The sequence below is a fragment of the Streptomyces sp. NBC_01241 genome (assembly GCF_041435435.1).
In the GTDB taxonomy this organism is placed as follows: Bacteria; Actinomycetota; Actinomycetes; order Streptomycetales; family Streptomycetaceae; genus Streptomyces.
On the sequence record NZ_CP108494.1, the window covers coordinates 5,152,026 to 5,167,124 of the forward strand.

At 73.3% G+C, this 15,099-nt stretch carries 12 protein-coding genes; 11 read left to right on the forward strand and 1 reads right to left on the reverse strand.

From position 1 onward, the window contains the following. The first annotated feature begins 8 nt into the window (after positions 1-8). Entirely contained in the window at positions 9-836 is an 828-nt protein-coding gene (locus OG306_RS23165) for an alpha/beta fold hydrolase (RefSeq protein WP_266747983.1), read from the forward strand. A 275-nt stretch (positions 837-1,111) separates the two neighbouring features. On the opposite strand, the gene OG306_RS23170 is transcribed toward OG306_RS23165, so the two are convergent. After that, on the reverse strand, positions 1,112-3,004 hold the full coding sequence (locus tag OG306_RS23170; RefSeq protein ID WP_266905721.1) for an amidohydrolase: 1,893 nt from the start codon (positions 3,002-3,004) through the stop codon (positions 1,112-1,114). A 101-nt stretch (positions 3,005-3,105) separates the two neighbouring features. Between OG306_RS23170 and OG306_RS23175 the strand changes: the two genes are divergently transcribed. The 10 genes from OG306_RS23175 (at position 3,106) to OG306_RS23220 (ending at position 15,091) form a co-directional block, all read left to right on the forward strand. Beyond that, positions 3,106-4,128 (forward strand): LacI family DNA-binding transcriptional regulator, encoded by a 1,023-nt coding sequence (locus tag OG306_RS23175; protein ID WP_266747985.1) that lies wholly within the window; start codon positions 3,106-3,108, stop codon positions 4,126-4,128. 345 nt (positions 4,129-4,473) lie between these two features. Beyond that, positions 4,474-6,321 carry a glutamine--fructose-6-phosphate transaminase (isomerizing) gene (gene glmS / locus OG306_RS23180; protein ID WP_266747986.1) on the forward strand — a complete coding sequence of 616 codons (1,848 nt, stop codon included), beginning with the start codon at positions 4,474-4,476 and terminating at the stop codon, positions 6,319-6,321. Between the two features lie 20 nt (positions 6,322-6,341). After that, positions 6,342-6,710, forward strand: a complete 369-nt coding sequence (locus tag OG306_RS23185) for a holo-ACP synthase (protein WP_371665588.1) — start codon at positions 6,342-6,344, stop codon at positions 6,708-6,710. 4 nt (positions 6,711-6,714) lie between these two features. Beyond that, entirely contained in the window at positions 6,715-8,232 is a 1,518-nt protein-coding gene (locus OG306_RS23190; protein WP_266747988.1) for an NAD(P)H-hydrate dehydratase, read from the forward strand. A gap of 41 nt (positions 8,233-8,273) precedes the next feature. Further along, positions 8,274-8,669 (forward strand): DUF488 domain-containing protein, encoded by a 396-nt coding sequence (locus OG306_RS23195; RefSeq protein ID WP_266747989.1) that lies wholly within the window; start codon positions 8,274-8,276, stop codon positions 8,667-8,669. A gap of 88 nt (positions 8,670-8,757) precedes the next feature. Further along, positions 8,758-9,912: an alanine racemase gene (gene alr / locus OG306_RS23200; RefSeq protein ID WP_266747990.1), complete on the forward strand. Its 1,155-nt coding sequence runs from the start codon at positions 8,758-8,760 to the stop codon at positions 9,910-9,912. Positions 9,913-10,005: 93 nt separating this feature from the next. Next, complete coding sequence (locus OG306_RS23205) at positions 10,006-11,301, forward strand: alpha/beta fold hydrolase (RefSeq protein ID WP_266747991.1); 1,296 nt, start codon at positions 10,006-10,008, stop codon at positions 11,299-11,301. Continuing rightward, on the forward strand, positions 11,270-11,833 hold the full coding sequence (tsaE, locus tag OG306_RS23210) for a tRNA (adenosine(37)-N6)-threonylcarbamoyltransferase complex ATPase subunit type 1 TsaE (RefSeq protein ID WP_266747992.1): 564 nt from the start codon (positions 11,270-11,272) through the stop codon (positions 11,831-11,833). Before OG306_RS23205 ends, tsaE begins: the two co-directional genes overlap by 32 nt. Before the next feature lie 63 nt (positions 11,834-11,896). Continuing rightward, positions 11,897-12,901, forward strand: a complete 1,005-nt coding sequence (locus tag OG306_RS23215; protein ID WP_266747993.1) for a serine/threonine protein kinase — start codon at positions 11,897-11,899, stop codon at positions 12,899-12,901. A 6-nt stretch (positions 12,902-12,907) separates the two neighbouring features. Then, positions 12,908-15,091, forward strand: coding sequence for a protein kinase domain-containing protein (locus OG306_RS23220; RefSeq protein WP_266905717.1), 2,184 nt, complete (start codon positions 12,908-12,910; stop codon positions 15,089-15,091). Positions 15,092-15,099: the final 8 nt, after the last annotated feature.

Genomic DNA, 15,099 nt, shown 5'->3' on the forward strand with positions numbered 1-15,099 from the left:
CAGCACGCATGCCCACGGTGACCACGCGTGACGGTGTCGACATCTTCTACAAGGACTGGGGCCGCGGCCGCCCCGTCGTCTTCATCCATGGCTGGCCCCTGAGTGGGGACGCCTGGCAGGACCAGCTCAAGGCGGTCGCGGACAACGGCTTTCGCGGCATCGCCCACGACCGGCGCGGGCACGGCCGCTCGACCCCGGTCTGGGACGGCTACGACTTCGACACCTTCGCGGACGACCTCGACGACCTGCTCACCCAAATGGACCTGCGGGACGTCACGCTGGTCGCCCACTCGATGGGCGGCGGCGAACTCGCCCGCTACATCGGCCGCCACGGCACAGACCGGATCAGGTCCACGGTGCTGCTCTCGGCGATCTGTCCCCTGATGCTCCAGGGCCCCGACAACCCCGAGGGTGTACCGCAGTCGGTCTTCGACGGCGTCAAGAAGGGCATCCTCGCCGAACGCTCGCAGTTCTGGAAGGACGCGGCGGTCGGCTTCTTCGGTGCCAACCGCGACGGCAACAAGGTCACCCAGGGGAACCAGGACGCCTTCTGGTACATGGCCATGGCCGAGACCATCGAGGGCGGCGTCGCCTGCGTCGATGCCTTCGCGGCCACGGACTTCCATGAGGACCTGAAGAAGTTCGACATCCCCACGCTCGTCGTGCACGGCGACGACGACCAGATCGTCCCCATCGACGCCACGGGCCGCAAGTCCGCCCAACTCATCCCGGACGCGACCCTCAAGGTCTACGAGGGCGGCCCCCACGGCGTCGCCCTCGTCCCGGGCTACAAGGAGAAGTTCAACAGGGACCTCCTGGAGTTCCTCAAGCGCTGAACCACAGGGTGTGGTCAGGGTGACCGCCACCGGCTCGGACGGGCCCGAGGCCGCGATGGCGACGCGCGCACTGCCCGCATCCGGCTCCCGCTCGGCCGCGCCTCGGGGGAGGCGCACTACGCGAAGGAGTTCGGCATCAGCCGCGCCCAGGCGTACCGGCTCCTCGACGTCGCCCGCGCCCTGGGCGGAAGGTGGGGCCGCCTTCGATGCCTTCCGCATGCGGGCCCAGGTGTGGGCCCGCAGAGCTGGACGCGGCCATACGGGGGCCGGACCCGCTACGGTCGGTCGTCGCCGTGGCCGCAGGCCCGGTGTCGTCCGCCGTGCACCGCCGCGTACGCCGCCGGGCGGGGCGCGGCGGCGGCCCGGTCGAGTCGCGCGACCGCGGCCCGGCCCGCCGAGGAGTGCGAGTCGTGGACGACCCGGCCGCCCACCAGGGTCAGCTCGACACGGGTGTCACTGATGTCCGCCACCGGGCATTGCGTTACATCACGGTCGAGAACGATCAGATCCGCCGCCAGACCGGGCCGGACTGTTCCCGTCAGCTGGTCCATGCGCAGCTGCCATGCCGTGCCCTGCGTGTGCATCCGCAGCGCCGACGTACGGCTCAACCCCTCCAACTCCCGGTAGAGCGGCCCGTCGCCCTCCGCGCCCGTGCGGTCGATCGCCGTACGGATCTGGTTCCACACCTGGAGCGGGTCCACCGGCCAGTCCGAACCGCCCGAGAGCCGGGCCCCGTGCCGCTCCAGGGAGCGGGCAGGGTACATCCACCGGTGCCGCTCGGGCCCGATGTACGGCAGGAGCGCATCCATCGTCCACGTGTCCTGTTCCGCCCACTGGAGCTGCATGCAGGCCACCACGTCCAGTGCGGCGAACCGCCCCAGATCCGCCGGGTCCACCAGCTGGAGGTGAGCGATGGTGTTCCGGGCACCGCGCAGCCCGGTCGCGCGCCGGGCGTACGCGTACCCGTCGAGCGCCGTGCGCACCGCGCGGTCACCGAGCCCATGGGCATGCATCTGCCAGCCGGCCCGGTTGAAGACCGCGGTCAGCCGCCCGTAATCCTCTCCAGAGACATACAACTCACCGCGGTTGTCCGTCGGGTGCCCCGAGTCGTCCAGATACGGCGCCAGGAGCGCCGCCGTCTGCGCCGGGTACTCGATCACCCCGTCGAGGAACACCTTGATCGTCCCGAACCGCAGCCCAGGTACGTTACGGAAAGAGCGCTGCAGCCCGCGCGCATACGCAAGCGCCGCCTTCGGGTCCTTCGCCAGGTCTGCGTCGATCCCGATCGCGGGGACGATCCGCTGCAGCAGCGTCCCCGCGTTCGCCAGAGCCTGATACGTCGACAACCCGCTCTGCCCGACATTCGCGTCCATCATCGTGGTCACCCCGGAGGCCGCCACCTGGGCGAGGGCCCGCGAGCAGGCGGCGACCAGATCGGCCTCGCTCGGCTCCGGGATGTGGCGAGTCACCAGGGGCTGTGCGTCGTCCTTGAGTACCCCGCTGGGCTTCCCGTCCGGCCCCTTCACGATCTTTCCGGCCACCGGATCGGGGGTCGCCGCGGTGATGCCGGCGATCTCCAGGGCGCGGCCGTTGACCCAGGTGTTGTGGCCGTCGCTCCCGAGGAGGGCGATCGGGCGTCGGGTGGGAAGGGTGTCGAGCAGGGAGTGGTGGGGAAGGGTGCCACGCGGCAGCAGCCCGATCGGGTTCCAGTCCGAGACCACCAGCCAGCCGTCGGGCTCCTGGCCGGGCGTGTCCTTGAGGAAACCGGTGAGGATCGCCAGGAGTTCCTCCGCGGTCGTCTCGGCGCCCTCCAGGGAGGGGCTCAGTGAACGGTCGCCCGCGCCGAGCGGGTGCACATGGCCGTCGTGGATGCCGCTCATCACGGTCGCCCCGCGCGCGTCGACGATTTCGGTGTCCCGTCCGGCGAGGTGGTGCAGTTCGCGGCCCCGGCCGGTGGCGAGAATCCGGCCGTCGTGCCCGACGGCCACGGCCTCGACGGGTCGGGCGCCGGGGAGCCCGGTGAACACCCGTGCGTTGTGGATGACCAGGGCCGCGGCACTCCGGTGCGCGGCGCCCCGGTGCACGGCGGCCGCGGGGGCGGCCGCCGCACCCACCAGTCCGGCCGCGCCCGCGGCGAGCATGGTCCGCCGGGCGAGAGAAGAAGTCATGACCACTCCAAGGGTTTAGCTGCATTCGCTGTGGCGGACCCTCTTTGATTAACGCCGTAACCAAAACCCGCCCGGAACGACGGATTCCGTAGGATGAGGCCATGTCAGGGCCCACTCTCGCCGATGTGGCACGCGCCGCGGAGGTCTCCACCGCCACCGTCTCGCACGCTCTCAACGGAACCGGCCGGCTGACCGAATCCACGCGCCGCCGGGTCTGCGAGGTGGCCACCATGCTCGGGTACCGCTCCCAGCGGACCCCGCGGACTGGGAAAACCCTGGGCGTGGCCGTCACGACCTACGCCGGATCGGTTTGGAACTTCCTCGAAGTCCCGTACTTCGCCCGGTTCCTGACCGCCGCCACCGCCACCGCGCACGCCCATGACTACGCCCTGACCATCCTCCCCGCCGCCCGCGGGGCCGAGACGCCGTGGCACACCCTCACCGTGGACGGCATGCTGCTCCTCGACAGCCCCACGGACGACCCGGTGCTGCGTGCGCTGCGCGCCCGAGGCATCCCGCTCGTCTTCGACGGCCGGCCCGTCGATCCGAGGCCCGGGGACGTCTGGGTCGACAACGACCACACCGCCACCACCCGCGAGGTCCTCGGCCACCTGGCGGCCTCGGGCGGCCGGCGGATCGCCCTGCACGCCGGGTACGGCGACGAGCACTACACCCGGGCCGTGACCCGCGCGTACGAGCAGTGGTGCCACGAGCACGGCCGGACGCCACTGCTCCTCACCTTCGACCCGTACGACGACCCGGGCCACGGCTTCGACGCGGTCTTCGCCGCCCACGCCTGCGACGCGGTGTACACGGTCTACGACCGCGGCGGCCGCCAGGTCCTGGCCGCAGCGGCCCGCCACGGCCTGCGGATCCCCGACGACCTCCTCCTCGTCTGCGCCAGCGAGGACCCGGCCTACGCCGAGAACGATCCGCCGGTGAGCACCGTGACCCTGCACCCCGCGACGATCGCCGAGACCGCGGTGACGGCCCTGGTCTCTCGCCTGACTCCCGCCGCCCCGCCGCCACCCCCTGGCGCCCTGACGGTCCCGGCGGTCCTCCACCCCCGCCGCTCCTCACGCAGCCGGGCCCGGCCTGGCTGTACTCGACCGGGAGGCCGGTGAGACACCCACGTCGGTTGTTGGCCATGGAAGGACCTACGGGCGTAGTGCCTTCTCCGCGCCGAGATCAGCAACGGCTTTCTGGCCTCCGTCACAGGACCCGACTCCCCAGGCAGGCAGGCAGGCACGTCATGCCCCGCCCTCCCGGGCGGCCCCTGGCCCACCAGGGGCGGTCGTGCGACTGCTGGACGGGTTGCAGCCGACGGGGTGCGGTGGCTTCGGGGTGTGCCGGTGCGGGTGGGTGTGGGGCCTTGTCCTCGATCGCCGGAGGGGCTCGATTTTCTGCCGCCCCGTTCACCTTCTGCGACGATGCGGAGAAAAGGGGCGGGCGACCAGGAAGGCAACGGTATGTGCGGAATCGTTGGATACGTCGGTGGGCAGTCGGCGCAGGACGTCGTCGTCGCGGGCCTCAAGCGCCTCGAATACCGGGGCTACGACTCGGCGGGCCTCGCCGTCCTCGCGGACGGCGGCCTGGCCGCCGCGAAGAAGGCCGGGAAACTCGTCAACCTGGAGAAGACGTTGGCCGAGGCCCCGCTCCCGGCCGGGACCACCGGGATCGGGCACACCCGCTGGGCCACCCATGGCGCCCCCACCGACACCAACGCCCACCCGCACCTCGACAACGCGGGCCGGGTCGCCGTCGTGCACAACGGGATCATCGAGAACTTCGCCGTCCTGCGCGCCGAACTCGCCGAGCGCGGCCACGATCTGGTCTCCGAGACCGACACCGAGGTCGTCGCCCATCTCCTCGCCGAGGCGTACTCGTCCTGCGCCGACCTGGCGGAGGCGATGCGGCAGATCTGCGGGCGGCTGGAGGGGGCCTTCACCCTCGTCGCCCTGCACGCGGACGCGCCCGGCACGGTGGTCGGGGCCCGGCGCAACTCACCGCTCGTGGTGGGGGTGGGGGAGGGCGAATCGTTCCTGGCCTCCGATGTGGCCGCGTTCATCGCGCACACCCGCTCCGCGATCGAGCTGGGCCAGGACCAGGTGGTGGAGCTGCGCCGGGAGGGCGTCACCGTCACCGACTTCGACGGGCGGCCCGTCGACGTCCGTGAGTACCACGTGGACTGGGACGTCTCCGCCGCCGAGAAGGGCGGCCACGACTCGTTCATGCTCAAGGAGATCGAGGACCAGCCCAAGGCCGTCGCCGACACGCTCCTCGGGCGGATCGACGGCGCGGGCACCCTCCACCTCGACGAGGTACGGATCCCGCCCCACGAACTCCGCGAGGTCGACAAGGTCGTCATCGTCGCGTGCGGCACCGCGTTCCACGCCGGGATGATCGCCAAGTACGCCATCGAGCACTGGACCCGGATCGCCTGCGAGACCGAGCTGGCCAGCGAGTTCCGCTACCGCGATCCGATCCTCGACCACCGCACCCTCGTCGTCGCGATCTCGCAGTCCGGCGAGACGATGGACACCCTGATGGCCCTGCGGCACGCCCGCGAACAGGGTGCGAAGGTCCTCGCCATCTGCAACACCAACGGCTCCACCATTCCCCGCGAGTCCGACGCCGTGCTCTACACGCACGCCGGGCCCGAGGTCGCCGTCGCCTCCACCAAGGCGTTCCTCACCCAGCTCGTCGCCTGCTATCTCGTGGCCCTCTATCTGGGTCAGATCCGCGGCACGAAGTGGGGCGACGAGATCCGGACCGTCATCCGCCAGCTCTCCGAGATCTCCGGTGCGGTCGAACGGGTCCTGAAGACCATGGAACCCGTGCGTGCGCTGGCCCGTTCCCTCGCCGACCACGACACCGTGCTCTTCGTGGGCCGCCATGTCGGCTACCCCGTGGCCCTGGAAGGCGCGCTGAAGCTCAAGGAACTCGCGTACATGCACGCCGAGGGCTTCGCCGCGGGCGAGCTCAAGCACGGGCCGATCGCGCTCATCGAGGACGGTCTGCCCGTCGTCGTGGTCGTGCCCTCGCCGCGCGGCCGGTCGGTGCTGCACGACAAGATCGTGTCGAACATCCAGGAGATCAGGGCCCGCGGCGCGCGCACGATCGTCATCGCCGAGGAGGGCGACGAGGCGGTGGTCCCGTACGCCGACCATCTGATCAGGATCCCCGTTACGCCTACGCTGCTTCAGCCGCTGGTGTCGACCGTGCCGTTGCAGGTGTTCGCCTGCGAACTGGCGACGGCCCGCGGCAACGACGTGGACCAGCCGCGCAATCTGGCGAAGTCCGTGACCGTGGAGTAGCGAGAGTTGAGGGAACACGCGTGATCATCGGGGTCGGGATCGATGTGGCCGAGATCGAACGGTTCGACGCGGCGCTGAAGCGTACGCCGCACCTGGCCGACCGGCTCTTCCTGGAGAAGGAGTTGCTGCTGCCCAGCGGCGAGCGGCGCGGTGTCGCCTCGCTCGCCGTGCGGTTCGCCGCCAAGGAGGCCCTCGCGAAGGCGCTCGGCGCGCCGGGCGGCCTGCTGTGGACGGATGCGGAGGTGCACGTCGAGGACAGCGGGCAGCCCCGGCTGCGGGTCCGCGGCACGGTCGCAGCGCGCGCGGCCGAGCTGGGCGTGCGGAACTGGCACGTGTCGCTCAGCCACGACGCGGGGGTGGCGTCGGCCGTGGTGATCGCGGAGGGTTGAGCACATGCGTACCGCGTACAGCGTTCAGACCGTACGGGCCGCCGAGCGGGCCCTGATGGACCGGCTGCCGGACGGCGCCCTGATGCAGCGCGCCGCGGCGGGACTCGCGGCGGCGTGCGCCGATGTCCTGCGGCGGCGCGGCCGGGTGTACGGGGCCCGGGTCGTCCTGCTCGTCGGCAGCGGCGACAACGGAGGCGACGCGCTGTACGCGGGCGCCCGGCTGGCCCGCCGCGGCGCGGGCGTGCGCGCCGTGCTCACCTCGCCCGGCCGCGCCCACGAGGGCGGGCTCGCGGCGCTGCTCGCGGCGGGCGGGCGCGTGGCGGGCGGGGACGGCGACACGGGCGAACACGGCGAAACCGGCGGGGACGGCGACACGGGCGACGTGAGCCCCTTCGCGGCAGCCTGGGGCGGGCACGTCGATCTCGTCGTGGACGGGATCACCGGCATCGGCGGGCGCGGCGGGCTGCGTCCGCAGGCCGCCGCGCTGGTGCGGGCCTTCGAGGCGACCGGCGCGACCTTCGTCGCCGTCGACCTGCCCAGCGGCGTCGAGGCGGACACCGGCGAGGTGCTCGGCGACGCGGTGCGGGCCGACGCGACCGTCACCTTCGGCACGTACAAGCCCGGACTGCTCATCGACCCGGCCGCCGGCCTGGCGGGCGCGCTGCACCTCGTCGACATCGGGCTCGGCCCGGAGCTGCCCGAGGTGCCCGGCCTGGAGGCGCTGCAGTACGCGGACCTCGCCGCGCTCCTGCCCGTCCCCAGTAGCGAGAGCGACAAGTACCGGCGCGGTGTCGTCGGCATCGTCGCCGGGTCGGCGCGGTATCCGGGAGCGGCGGTGCTGGCCGTCTCCGGGGCGCTGCGGGGCGGTGCCGGAGCGGTGCGGTACGTCGGTCCGGGCGCCGGCGCGGTGATCGCCCGCCATCCGGAGACGCTGGTCCACGCGGGGCCGCCGTCGAAGGCGGGGCGGGTGCAGGCCTGGGTCGTGGGGCCGGGGCTCGGTGACGGTACGGACGCCGTGGAGGCGGTCCGTGACGTGCTGGAGGCGGACGTTCCGGTGCTCGTCGACGCCGACGGGCTGCGGCTGCTCGACGCCACCGTAGTCCGCGCGCGCACCGCCCCGACCCTCCTCACCCCGCACGCCGGTGAGGCCGCCGCCCTGCTCGGCGTCCCACGCGAGGAGGTCGAGGCGGGGCGGCTCGCCGCCGTACGGGAACTGGCCGCCCGCTTCCGCGCCACGGTCCTGCTCAAGGGGTCGACGACCCTGGTCGCCACCGACGCCGGAGCCACCCCCGTACGGGTCAACCCGACCGGCACCTCCTGGCTGGCCACGGCCGGCAGCGGTGACGTCCTCTCCGGCCTGACCGGCTCGCTGCTGGCGGCGGGCCTCGCCCCGCGCGACGCCGCGTCGGCCGGCGCGTATCTGCACGGCCTGGCCGCCCGGCACGCCTCGGACGGCGCTCCCGTCGCCGCGCAGGACGTCGCGGAGGCGATCCCGGCGGCGTGGCGGGACGTACGGGCCTGAGTGATCCTGGGCGCAGACGGACGCCGACAGGAGGGTCGATCGTGGGTAGCAGCAAGGGCAGCAGCGATGTACGCGTACGCCGGGTGTACGAGCCGAAGGAGGCCGACGACGGCACCCGCGTCCTCGTCGACCGGCTCTGGCCGCGCGGCGAGTCCAAGGAGCGGGCCGCGATCGACAAGTGGCTCAAGGACATCACCCCGTCGAACGAGCTCCGCGACTGGTACCACGAGGACCGCTCCGGCACCCGCTACGACGAGTTCGCCGACCGCTACCGCGCCGAACTGGCCGACCCCGTCCACACCGCGGCCGTCGACGAACTGGTGGAACTGGTCCGCGAGGGCGGCCCGGTCACGCTGGTCACGGCGGTCAAGGACGTACCGCACAGCCACGTCCCGGTCCTCGTCGACCATCTGGAACACGAGCTGCGCCACCACTGAGATGGACGCGCCGGGTCCCCCCGCCGGGGGACCTCTCCCGCCCCGCCGCCCGGAGGGTTTGCCGTACGCCTCTGAGAGACTGGGCGCGATGAATGAGACAGCGTCCTTGAGAGCCCGTGCCGAGATCGACCTCGCCGCATTGCGCGCCAACGTGCGTGTACTGCGCGCTCGGGCGGGCGCCGCGCAACTCATGGCTGTCGTCAAAGCCGATGCGTACGGGCACGGGGCGGTGCCCTGCGCCCGTGCCGCGCTGGAGGCCGGGGCGACCTGGCTGGGCACCGCGACGCCGCAGGAGGCGCTCGCCCTGCGGGCGGCCGGGCTCGGCGGCCGGGTGATGTGCTGGCTGTGGACGCCGGGCGGGCCCTGGCGCGAGGCGATCGAGGCCGGCATCGATGTGTCGGTGAGCGGGATGTGGGCCCTGCGCGAGGTCGTCGCCGCGGCGACGGAGGCCGGCATTCCGGCCCGTATCCAGCTCAAGGCCGACACCGGCCTCGGGCGCAACGGCTGCCAGCCCGCCGACTGGCCCGAGCTCGTCGCCGCCGCCCGCACCGCCGAGCAGGCGGGCACTGTCAGGATCACCGGCCTCTGGTCCCACTTCGCCTGCGCCGACGAACCGGGCCACCCCTCCATCGCCGCCCAGCTGAACACGTTCCGCGACATGGTCGCGTACGCGGAGAAGGAGGGCGTCGACCCCGAGGTGCGCCACATGGCGAACTCCCCGGCGACGCTGACGATCCCCGAGGCGCACTTCGACCTCGTACGGACCGGGATCGCGATGTACGGCATCTCGCCCAGCCCCGAGCTGGGCACCCCGGCCGACTTCGGGCTGCGCCCCGTCATGACGCTCAGCGCGTCGATCGCCCTGGTCAAGCAGGTGCCGGCCGGCCACGGGATCAGCTACGGACATCACTACACGACCTCCGCCGAGACCACCCTGGGCCTGGTCCCGCTCGGCTACGCGGACGGCATCCCGCGCCATGCCTCCGGCCGCGCCCCCGTCCTCGTCGGCGGCGTGTGGCGGCGGATCGCGGGCCGGGTGGCCATGGACCAGTTCGTCGTCGACCTCGACGGGGACCGGATCGAGGTGGGCGGCGAGGCGGTGCTCTTCGGCCCGGGGGACCGGGGCGAGCCGAGCGCCGAGGACTGGGCGCAGGCCGCCGGCACGATCGCGTACGAGATCGTCACCCGGATCGGCAGCCGTGTGCCCCGCGTCCATCTGCATGCGACCCCGGCCGAGTCCTGACCGAACAAGCGCCCCTGACCAGGCACGATCTGAGCACGACCGGAACAGACCGGCCCTGACCTGACGGACACGACCGACGAGGAGCGCGGCACGGTGAGCGAGATCAGCGCGGGGGACGCGGTGACGACGGCCGCCACGGCGGTCGGCTGGCGCCGGGCGGGGATCGCCGGGGCCGCCATAGGCGTGATCGCGGCGGGCGCGGCCGCCGGTGTCGCCGTCGAGCGGCTGACCGTGGGTCGCGGCATGCGCAGACGGGCCAGGCTGGCGCTGGACGCCTCGGGACCGTACGGATCGCTGCGCGGACTGCCGGGCCGGGCGAACGCCGACGACGGTACCGAGCTGTACTACGAGGTCGACGAGGTCGACCCCGACGGCGGTACGGGGGCCGCCGGGAGCGGTGAGAGCGCCGGGAACGGTGCGACCGCTCCCGGCGCCGCCGGCCCGCGCCGCCGCAGGCTCTTCGGCCGCAAGGCGCCCGGGCCCGTCACCGTCGTCTTCAGCCACGGGTACTGCCTCAGCCAGGACTCCTGGCACTTCCAGCGGGCGGCGTTGCGCGGAATCGTCCGTACCGTCCACTGGGACCAGCGCAGCCACGGCCGCTCCGAGCGGGGCCGGGCCCAGGCGGACGGGGTGACGGTCGGCATCGACCAGCTCGGCCGTGACCTGAAGGCGGTCATCGACGCGGTGGCTCCCGAGGGCAGGCTGGTGCTGGTCGGGCACTCGATGGGCGGCATGACGATGATGGCGCTCGCCGAGCAGTACCCCCAGCTCGTCCGGGACCGGGTCGCCGCCATCGCCTTCGTCGGCACATCGAGCGGGAAGCTCGGCGAGGTCAGCTTCGGGCTGCCGGTCGCGGGCGTGAACGCGGTGCGGCGGGTGCTGCCCGGGGTGCTCAAGGCGCTCGGTTCCCAGGCCGAACTGGTGGAACGGGGCCGGCGGGCGACCGCCGATCTCTTCGCCGGGCTGATCAAGCGGTACTCGTTCGGTTCGCGGGACGTCGACCCGGCGGTCGAGCGGTTCGCCGAGCGGCTCATCGAATCCACCCCGATCGATGTGGTCGCCGAGTTCTACCCGGCCTTCACCGAGCACGACAAGACCCACGTCCTGCCCGCGTTCCGTGACGTCCCGGTGCTGATCCTGGCGGGCGACAAGGACCTGGTGACGCCCAGCTCGCACAGCGAGGCCATGGCGGACCAGCTCCCGGACGCGGAGCTGGTCATCGTCCCGGACGCCGGTCATCTGGTGATGCTGGAACACCCGGAGACGGTGACCGACCGGCTGGCGGACCTGCTGGTACGCATCGGGGCGGTGCCCGCCGCGACCGATGTCGGCGGACAGGGAAGTAACGTTGGCGGACATGGAAGCACCGCACAACAGCCTGGCGGCTGAGGCCGACGCGGGCACCGCGCCGGGCACCGTCACCGTCGACCTGGCCGTCGAGTCCCCCGAACAGATGCAGGCCCTCGGCCGCCGCATCGCCGCTGTCCTGCGCCCCGGCGACCTCGTGATGCTCTCCGGGGAGCTCGGAGCCGGGAAGACGACGCTGACCCGGGGGCTCGGTGAGGGCCTCGGGGTGCGCGGCGCCGTCACGTCCCCCACGTTCGTGATCGCCCGCGTCCACCCCTCGCTGACCGGCGGCCCCGCGCTGGTCCACGTCGACGCGTACCGGCTGGGCGGCGGGCTCGACGAGATGGAGGACCTGGACCTCGACGTGTCGCTGCCGGAGTCGGTGGTGGTCGTGGAGTGGGGCGACGGCAAGGTCGAGGAACTGTCCGAGGACCGGCTCCACGTGATGATCCACCGCGCGGTCGGCGACACGGACGACGAGCGGCGCTCGGTGACGCTGGTGGGGATCGGGGCGCGCTGGGCACAACTGGGCGAGGACATGGCCGCCGAACTGCCGGGGCAGGCATCCCGGTAGGGGGCCGTTGCGCGCGCTCAGTAGGGTGAAACCTGTTCGGCACTGACCACGGGGGACACGCGCATGGAACACCTACGCCAGGACGACCCGGCCCGGATCGGGCCGTACGTCCCCCTGGCCCGGCTGGACGAGAGGGACGGCGGACACCCCGTCCCCGACCGCCGCTACATCGCGCGCAGCGCCGACGGCGAACGCACCGTCCTCGTCTGCGTCCCGCGTGCCGCCGCCGACCCGTCGCGCTGGGCCGAGGAGGTGCGGCACGCGCGCCGGTCGTCCGTCCCGCGCTTCCTGCCGGTGTCGGACGCGGCGGAGGCTGCAGGCGGGCAGGTGCCGGACGGTGCGGACCCGACTCCCTGGTACGCGGCGCCGTACGCCCCCGCGCTGGTGCTGCCCGCCGCCCTCGCGGCGCACGGCGGGCCGCTTCCGGAGCGGTTCGTACGGGCATGGGGAGCAGCCCTGGCGCAGTCGCTCGCGGCCGCCCACGCGCAGGGCGTGACGCACGCCGGAGTGAGCCCGTCCGCCGTCCTGCTGATGGCCGACGGGCCCTGGCTCGCGGGTTTCGGAGCGGTACGGGCCGCAGGGCCGGACGGGCTGAGACGCCCGGACCTCGCGGGTCTGGAGCCCGCCGCTCTCGCTCCGGAGCAGCTGTCCGGCGGCCTGCCGCGCCCCCTCGGGGACGTGTACGGCCTGGGGGCGGTGCTCTCGTACGCGAGCACCGGTCAGGTCGTGCCCGAGAACGGGGAACTGCCCGCCGCCCTGCGCCCCGTGATCACCGCCTGCCTGGCCCGCGACCCGGCCGCCCGCCCGGCGGCGGCCCGAGTGGCGGCGGAGCTGACGCGGGGTACGGGCGCGGCACCGGCATCAGCCGCGCCGCAGGTGCTGCCCGCGTCGCAGGCGCCGTCCGCCCCGCAGGCCACGGTGCTCGACGGGGTCTTTCCCGTGCCGCTTCCGCCCCGGGTCCTCGCGGAGCTCGCCCGGCACTCGGCCGCCGTTCTCGCCGCCGAGCTGCCCGGTCCGCCGATACCGGCCGTGCCGGCCGGCCCGGTCGCCCGCAACGGGCGGGGCTGACGGCCGGTGCTCGCTCCTCTCAGCCACGACGATCCGCAGGACCTCGGCGGCTACCAACCGGTCGCCCGGCTCGGCAGCGGCGGCATGGGCACCGTCTACCTGGCCCGTTCGGACCGCGGTCGCACCGTCGCCCTCAAGACGATGCACGCCCGCATCGCGTCCGACCCCGTTGCCCGCACCCGCTTCCGGCTCGAAGTCGAGGCCGCCCGGGTCATCGGCCCCGTCCACGGCGCCCGGGTCTTCGCCGCCGACCCCGCGGCCGTCACGCCCTGGCTGGCGACCGAGTACGTTCTCGGGCCGCCGCTCGACGAGGCGCTCGATCTGGCCGGTCCCCTCCCGGAGCCCGCCGTCCGGGCCCTGGGCGCCCTGCTGTGCCGGGCCCTGACCCAGCTGCACCTCTCGGGCGTCGTCCACCGCGACCTCAAGCCCTCCAACATCATGCTCATGGTGGACGGCCCCAAGGTCATCGACTTCGGCATCGCCCGTGCCATCGGGGACGAGCGACTGACCCGCACCGGAGCCGCCGCGGGTACGCCCGCGTTCATGTCTCCCGAACAGGCCACCGGCCAGGACCACACCGCGGCCGGTGACGTCTTCGCGCTCGCCGGTGTGCTCACCCGGGCGGCGAGCGGACACGGCCCCTTCGGCTCGGGACAGCCCGCGGACCTCCTCTACCGGGTCCGGTACGCCGCCCCGGACCTCACCGGCGTACCGGAGGGTTTGCTCCCGATCCTGGCCGGCTGCCTGAGCAAGGACCCCGCCGAACGTCCCACCACCACGGCACTCGCGGCCGCGCTCGCTCCGCCCCCGGGCACCTTCGCCGAGCATCTCCCCGAATCGTTGCTCCTGGAGATCGCCCGCCGCGCGGCGGCGGTCTGGGCCGTCGCTCCGTACCGCCTGCCGCCCCCGGCGGACCACGCTCTCGCCGACACCGCACCCGACGGCCCCCGCCGCCGCGGCCTGTCCCGTCGAGGGCTGCTCACCCTGGGCGGCGGCACCCTGCTCGGCGAGGCCGCGGGCGCGGCGGGACTCCGGTACCTGCCGGGCCGGGACGACCCTGCTCCGGGCAAGAGCGCCCCGCCCGCCAGGAGGCCCGCCTGGGACATGCGCTGGCAGGTGAAGGCGGACTACGGGATCACCCCCCGGGTGCCGCCCGTGCCGCTCCTGCTGGAGGAGCTGGTCGTCGTGTCGGTCAGCGCCAGTTCGCTCCAGGCCCTGGACCCGGTGTCGGGCGAGGGACGCTGGACGGATCCCGACGTGTGCCGCCCGCACCAGGTCACCACGGACGGCAAGCAGATCTGTGCCATCGAGTACACCTTGGAGGAGACCGACCCGCTCACCCTGTGCACCGTGAACCTGGGCGACGGAAAGCTCACCACACCCTTCGCCCGGCTTCCGGGCCTGGAAGGGCGCCATCTGGAGAACCAGGTGCTCGGTGTCGCGGGCGGCACCGTGTACGTCGTGGGCGGCCACGGGCGCTATTCGACCGAGGGATTCCGCAGGGACCAGACCTGGTCCCTGCTGGCCGTCGACAGCCGTACGGGAGACATCCGCTGGACCCGGCCGCTGCCTGCGCGGCCGGACGGGTCCGAGCGGCTGCACTTCCTGACCGCGCAGGTCCGGGGCACGTATCTGGTCCTCGTCCAGCAGTCCGCGGCGGGCCGGCTGACGCTGGCCGTCCTCGACACCCGTACCGGACGGCGGCTGTGGGACACCCCGCTCGACGGGGAGCAGCACGCGTTCACCCGGGCCCGGCTCGCGGTGGACGACCGGCACGTGTACACCACGTCCGGAGGTTTGCGCGCGCTCCGGCTGGCCGACGGCGGATCTGCGTGGCGGTTCACGCAGGGCCGCTCCGGTGCGGCGTACAGCCCGCCGACGGTGGCCGGCGAGGCGGTCTACGTGGTGGAGGAGAGCCTGGGCATCGTCTCGGTCGGCGCCTCGGACGGGAAGCTGCGCTGGGCGGAGAAGGGCCGGGCCGACACCGGGACGGTCCTCGACGTGGCACCCGCCGTGGGCGTCGACTACGTCTACAGCGCTGCAACGTCCGCGCTGACCGCCACTCGGCTGCGTACCGGTGTCTCGTCCCGCCCCTTCAGGGCCGCGCCCGGGAGCTACTACCCCCACGAGGCATCCAAGGCGCTCATCGCGCTCGGCGACGCGTACGCCGCCGGTTACCCCCTGCTGTGAACTCACGG

Excerpts from the sequence above, each read along its gene's own strand:
- OG306_RS23165 (WP_266747983.1), top strand. The coding sequence starts at position 9 with ATGCCCACGGTGACCACGCGTGACGGTGTCGACATCTTCTACAAGGAC.
- OG306_RS23170 (WP_266905721.1), bottom strand. The coding sequence starts at position 3,004 with ATGACTTCTTCTCTCGCCCGGCGGACCATGCTCGCCGCGGGCGCGGCC.
- OG306_RS23175 (WP_266747985.1), top strand. The coding sequence starts at position 3,106 with ATGTCAGGGCCCACTCTCGCCGATGTGGCACGCGCCGCGGAGGTCTCC.
- glmS (WP_266747986.1), top strand. The coding sequence starts at position 4,474 with ATGTGCGGAATCGTTGGATACGTCGGTGGGCAGTCGGCGCAGGACGTC.
- OG306_RS23190 (WP_266747988.1), top strand. The coding sequence starts at position 6,715 with ATGCGTACCGCGTACAGCGTTCAGACCGTACGGGCCGCCGAGCGGGCC.
- alr (WP_266747990.1), top strand. The coding sequence starts at position 8,758 with ATGAATGAGACAGCGTCCTTGAGAGCCCGTGCCGAGATCGACCTCGCC.
- tsaE (WP_266747992.1), top strand. The coding sequence starts at position 11,270 with ATGGAAGCACCGCACAACAGCCTGGCGGCTGAGGCCGACGCGGGCACC.
- OG306_RS23215 (WP_266747993.1), top strand. The coding sequence starts at position 11,897 with ATGGAACACCTACGCCAGGACGACCCGGCCCGGATCGGGCCGTACGTC.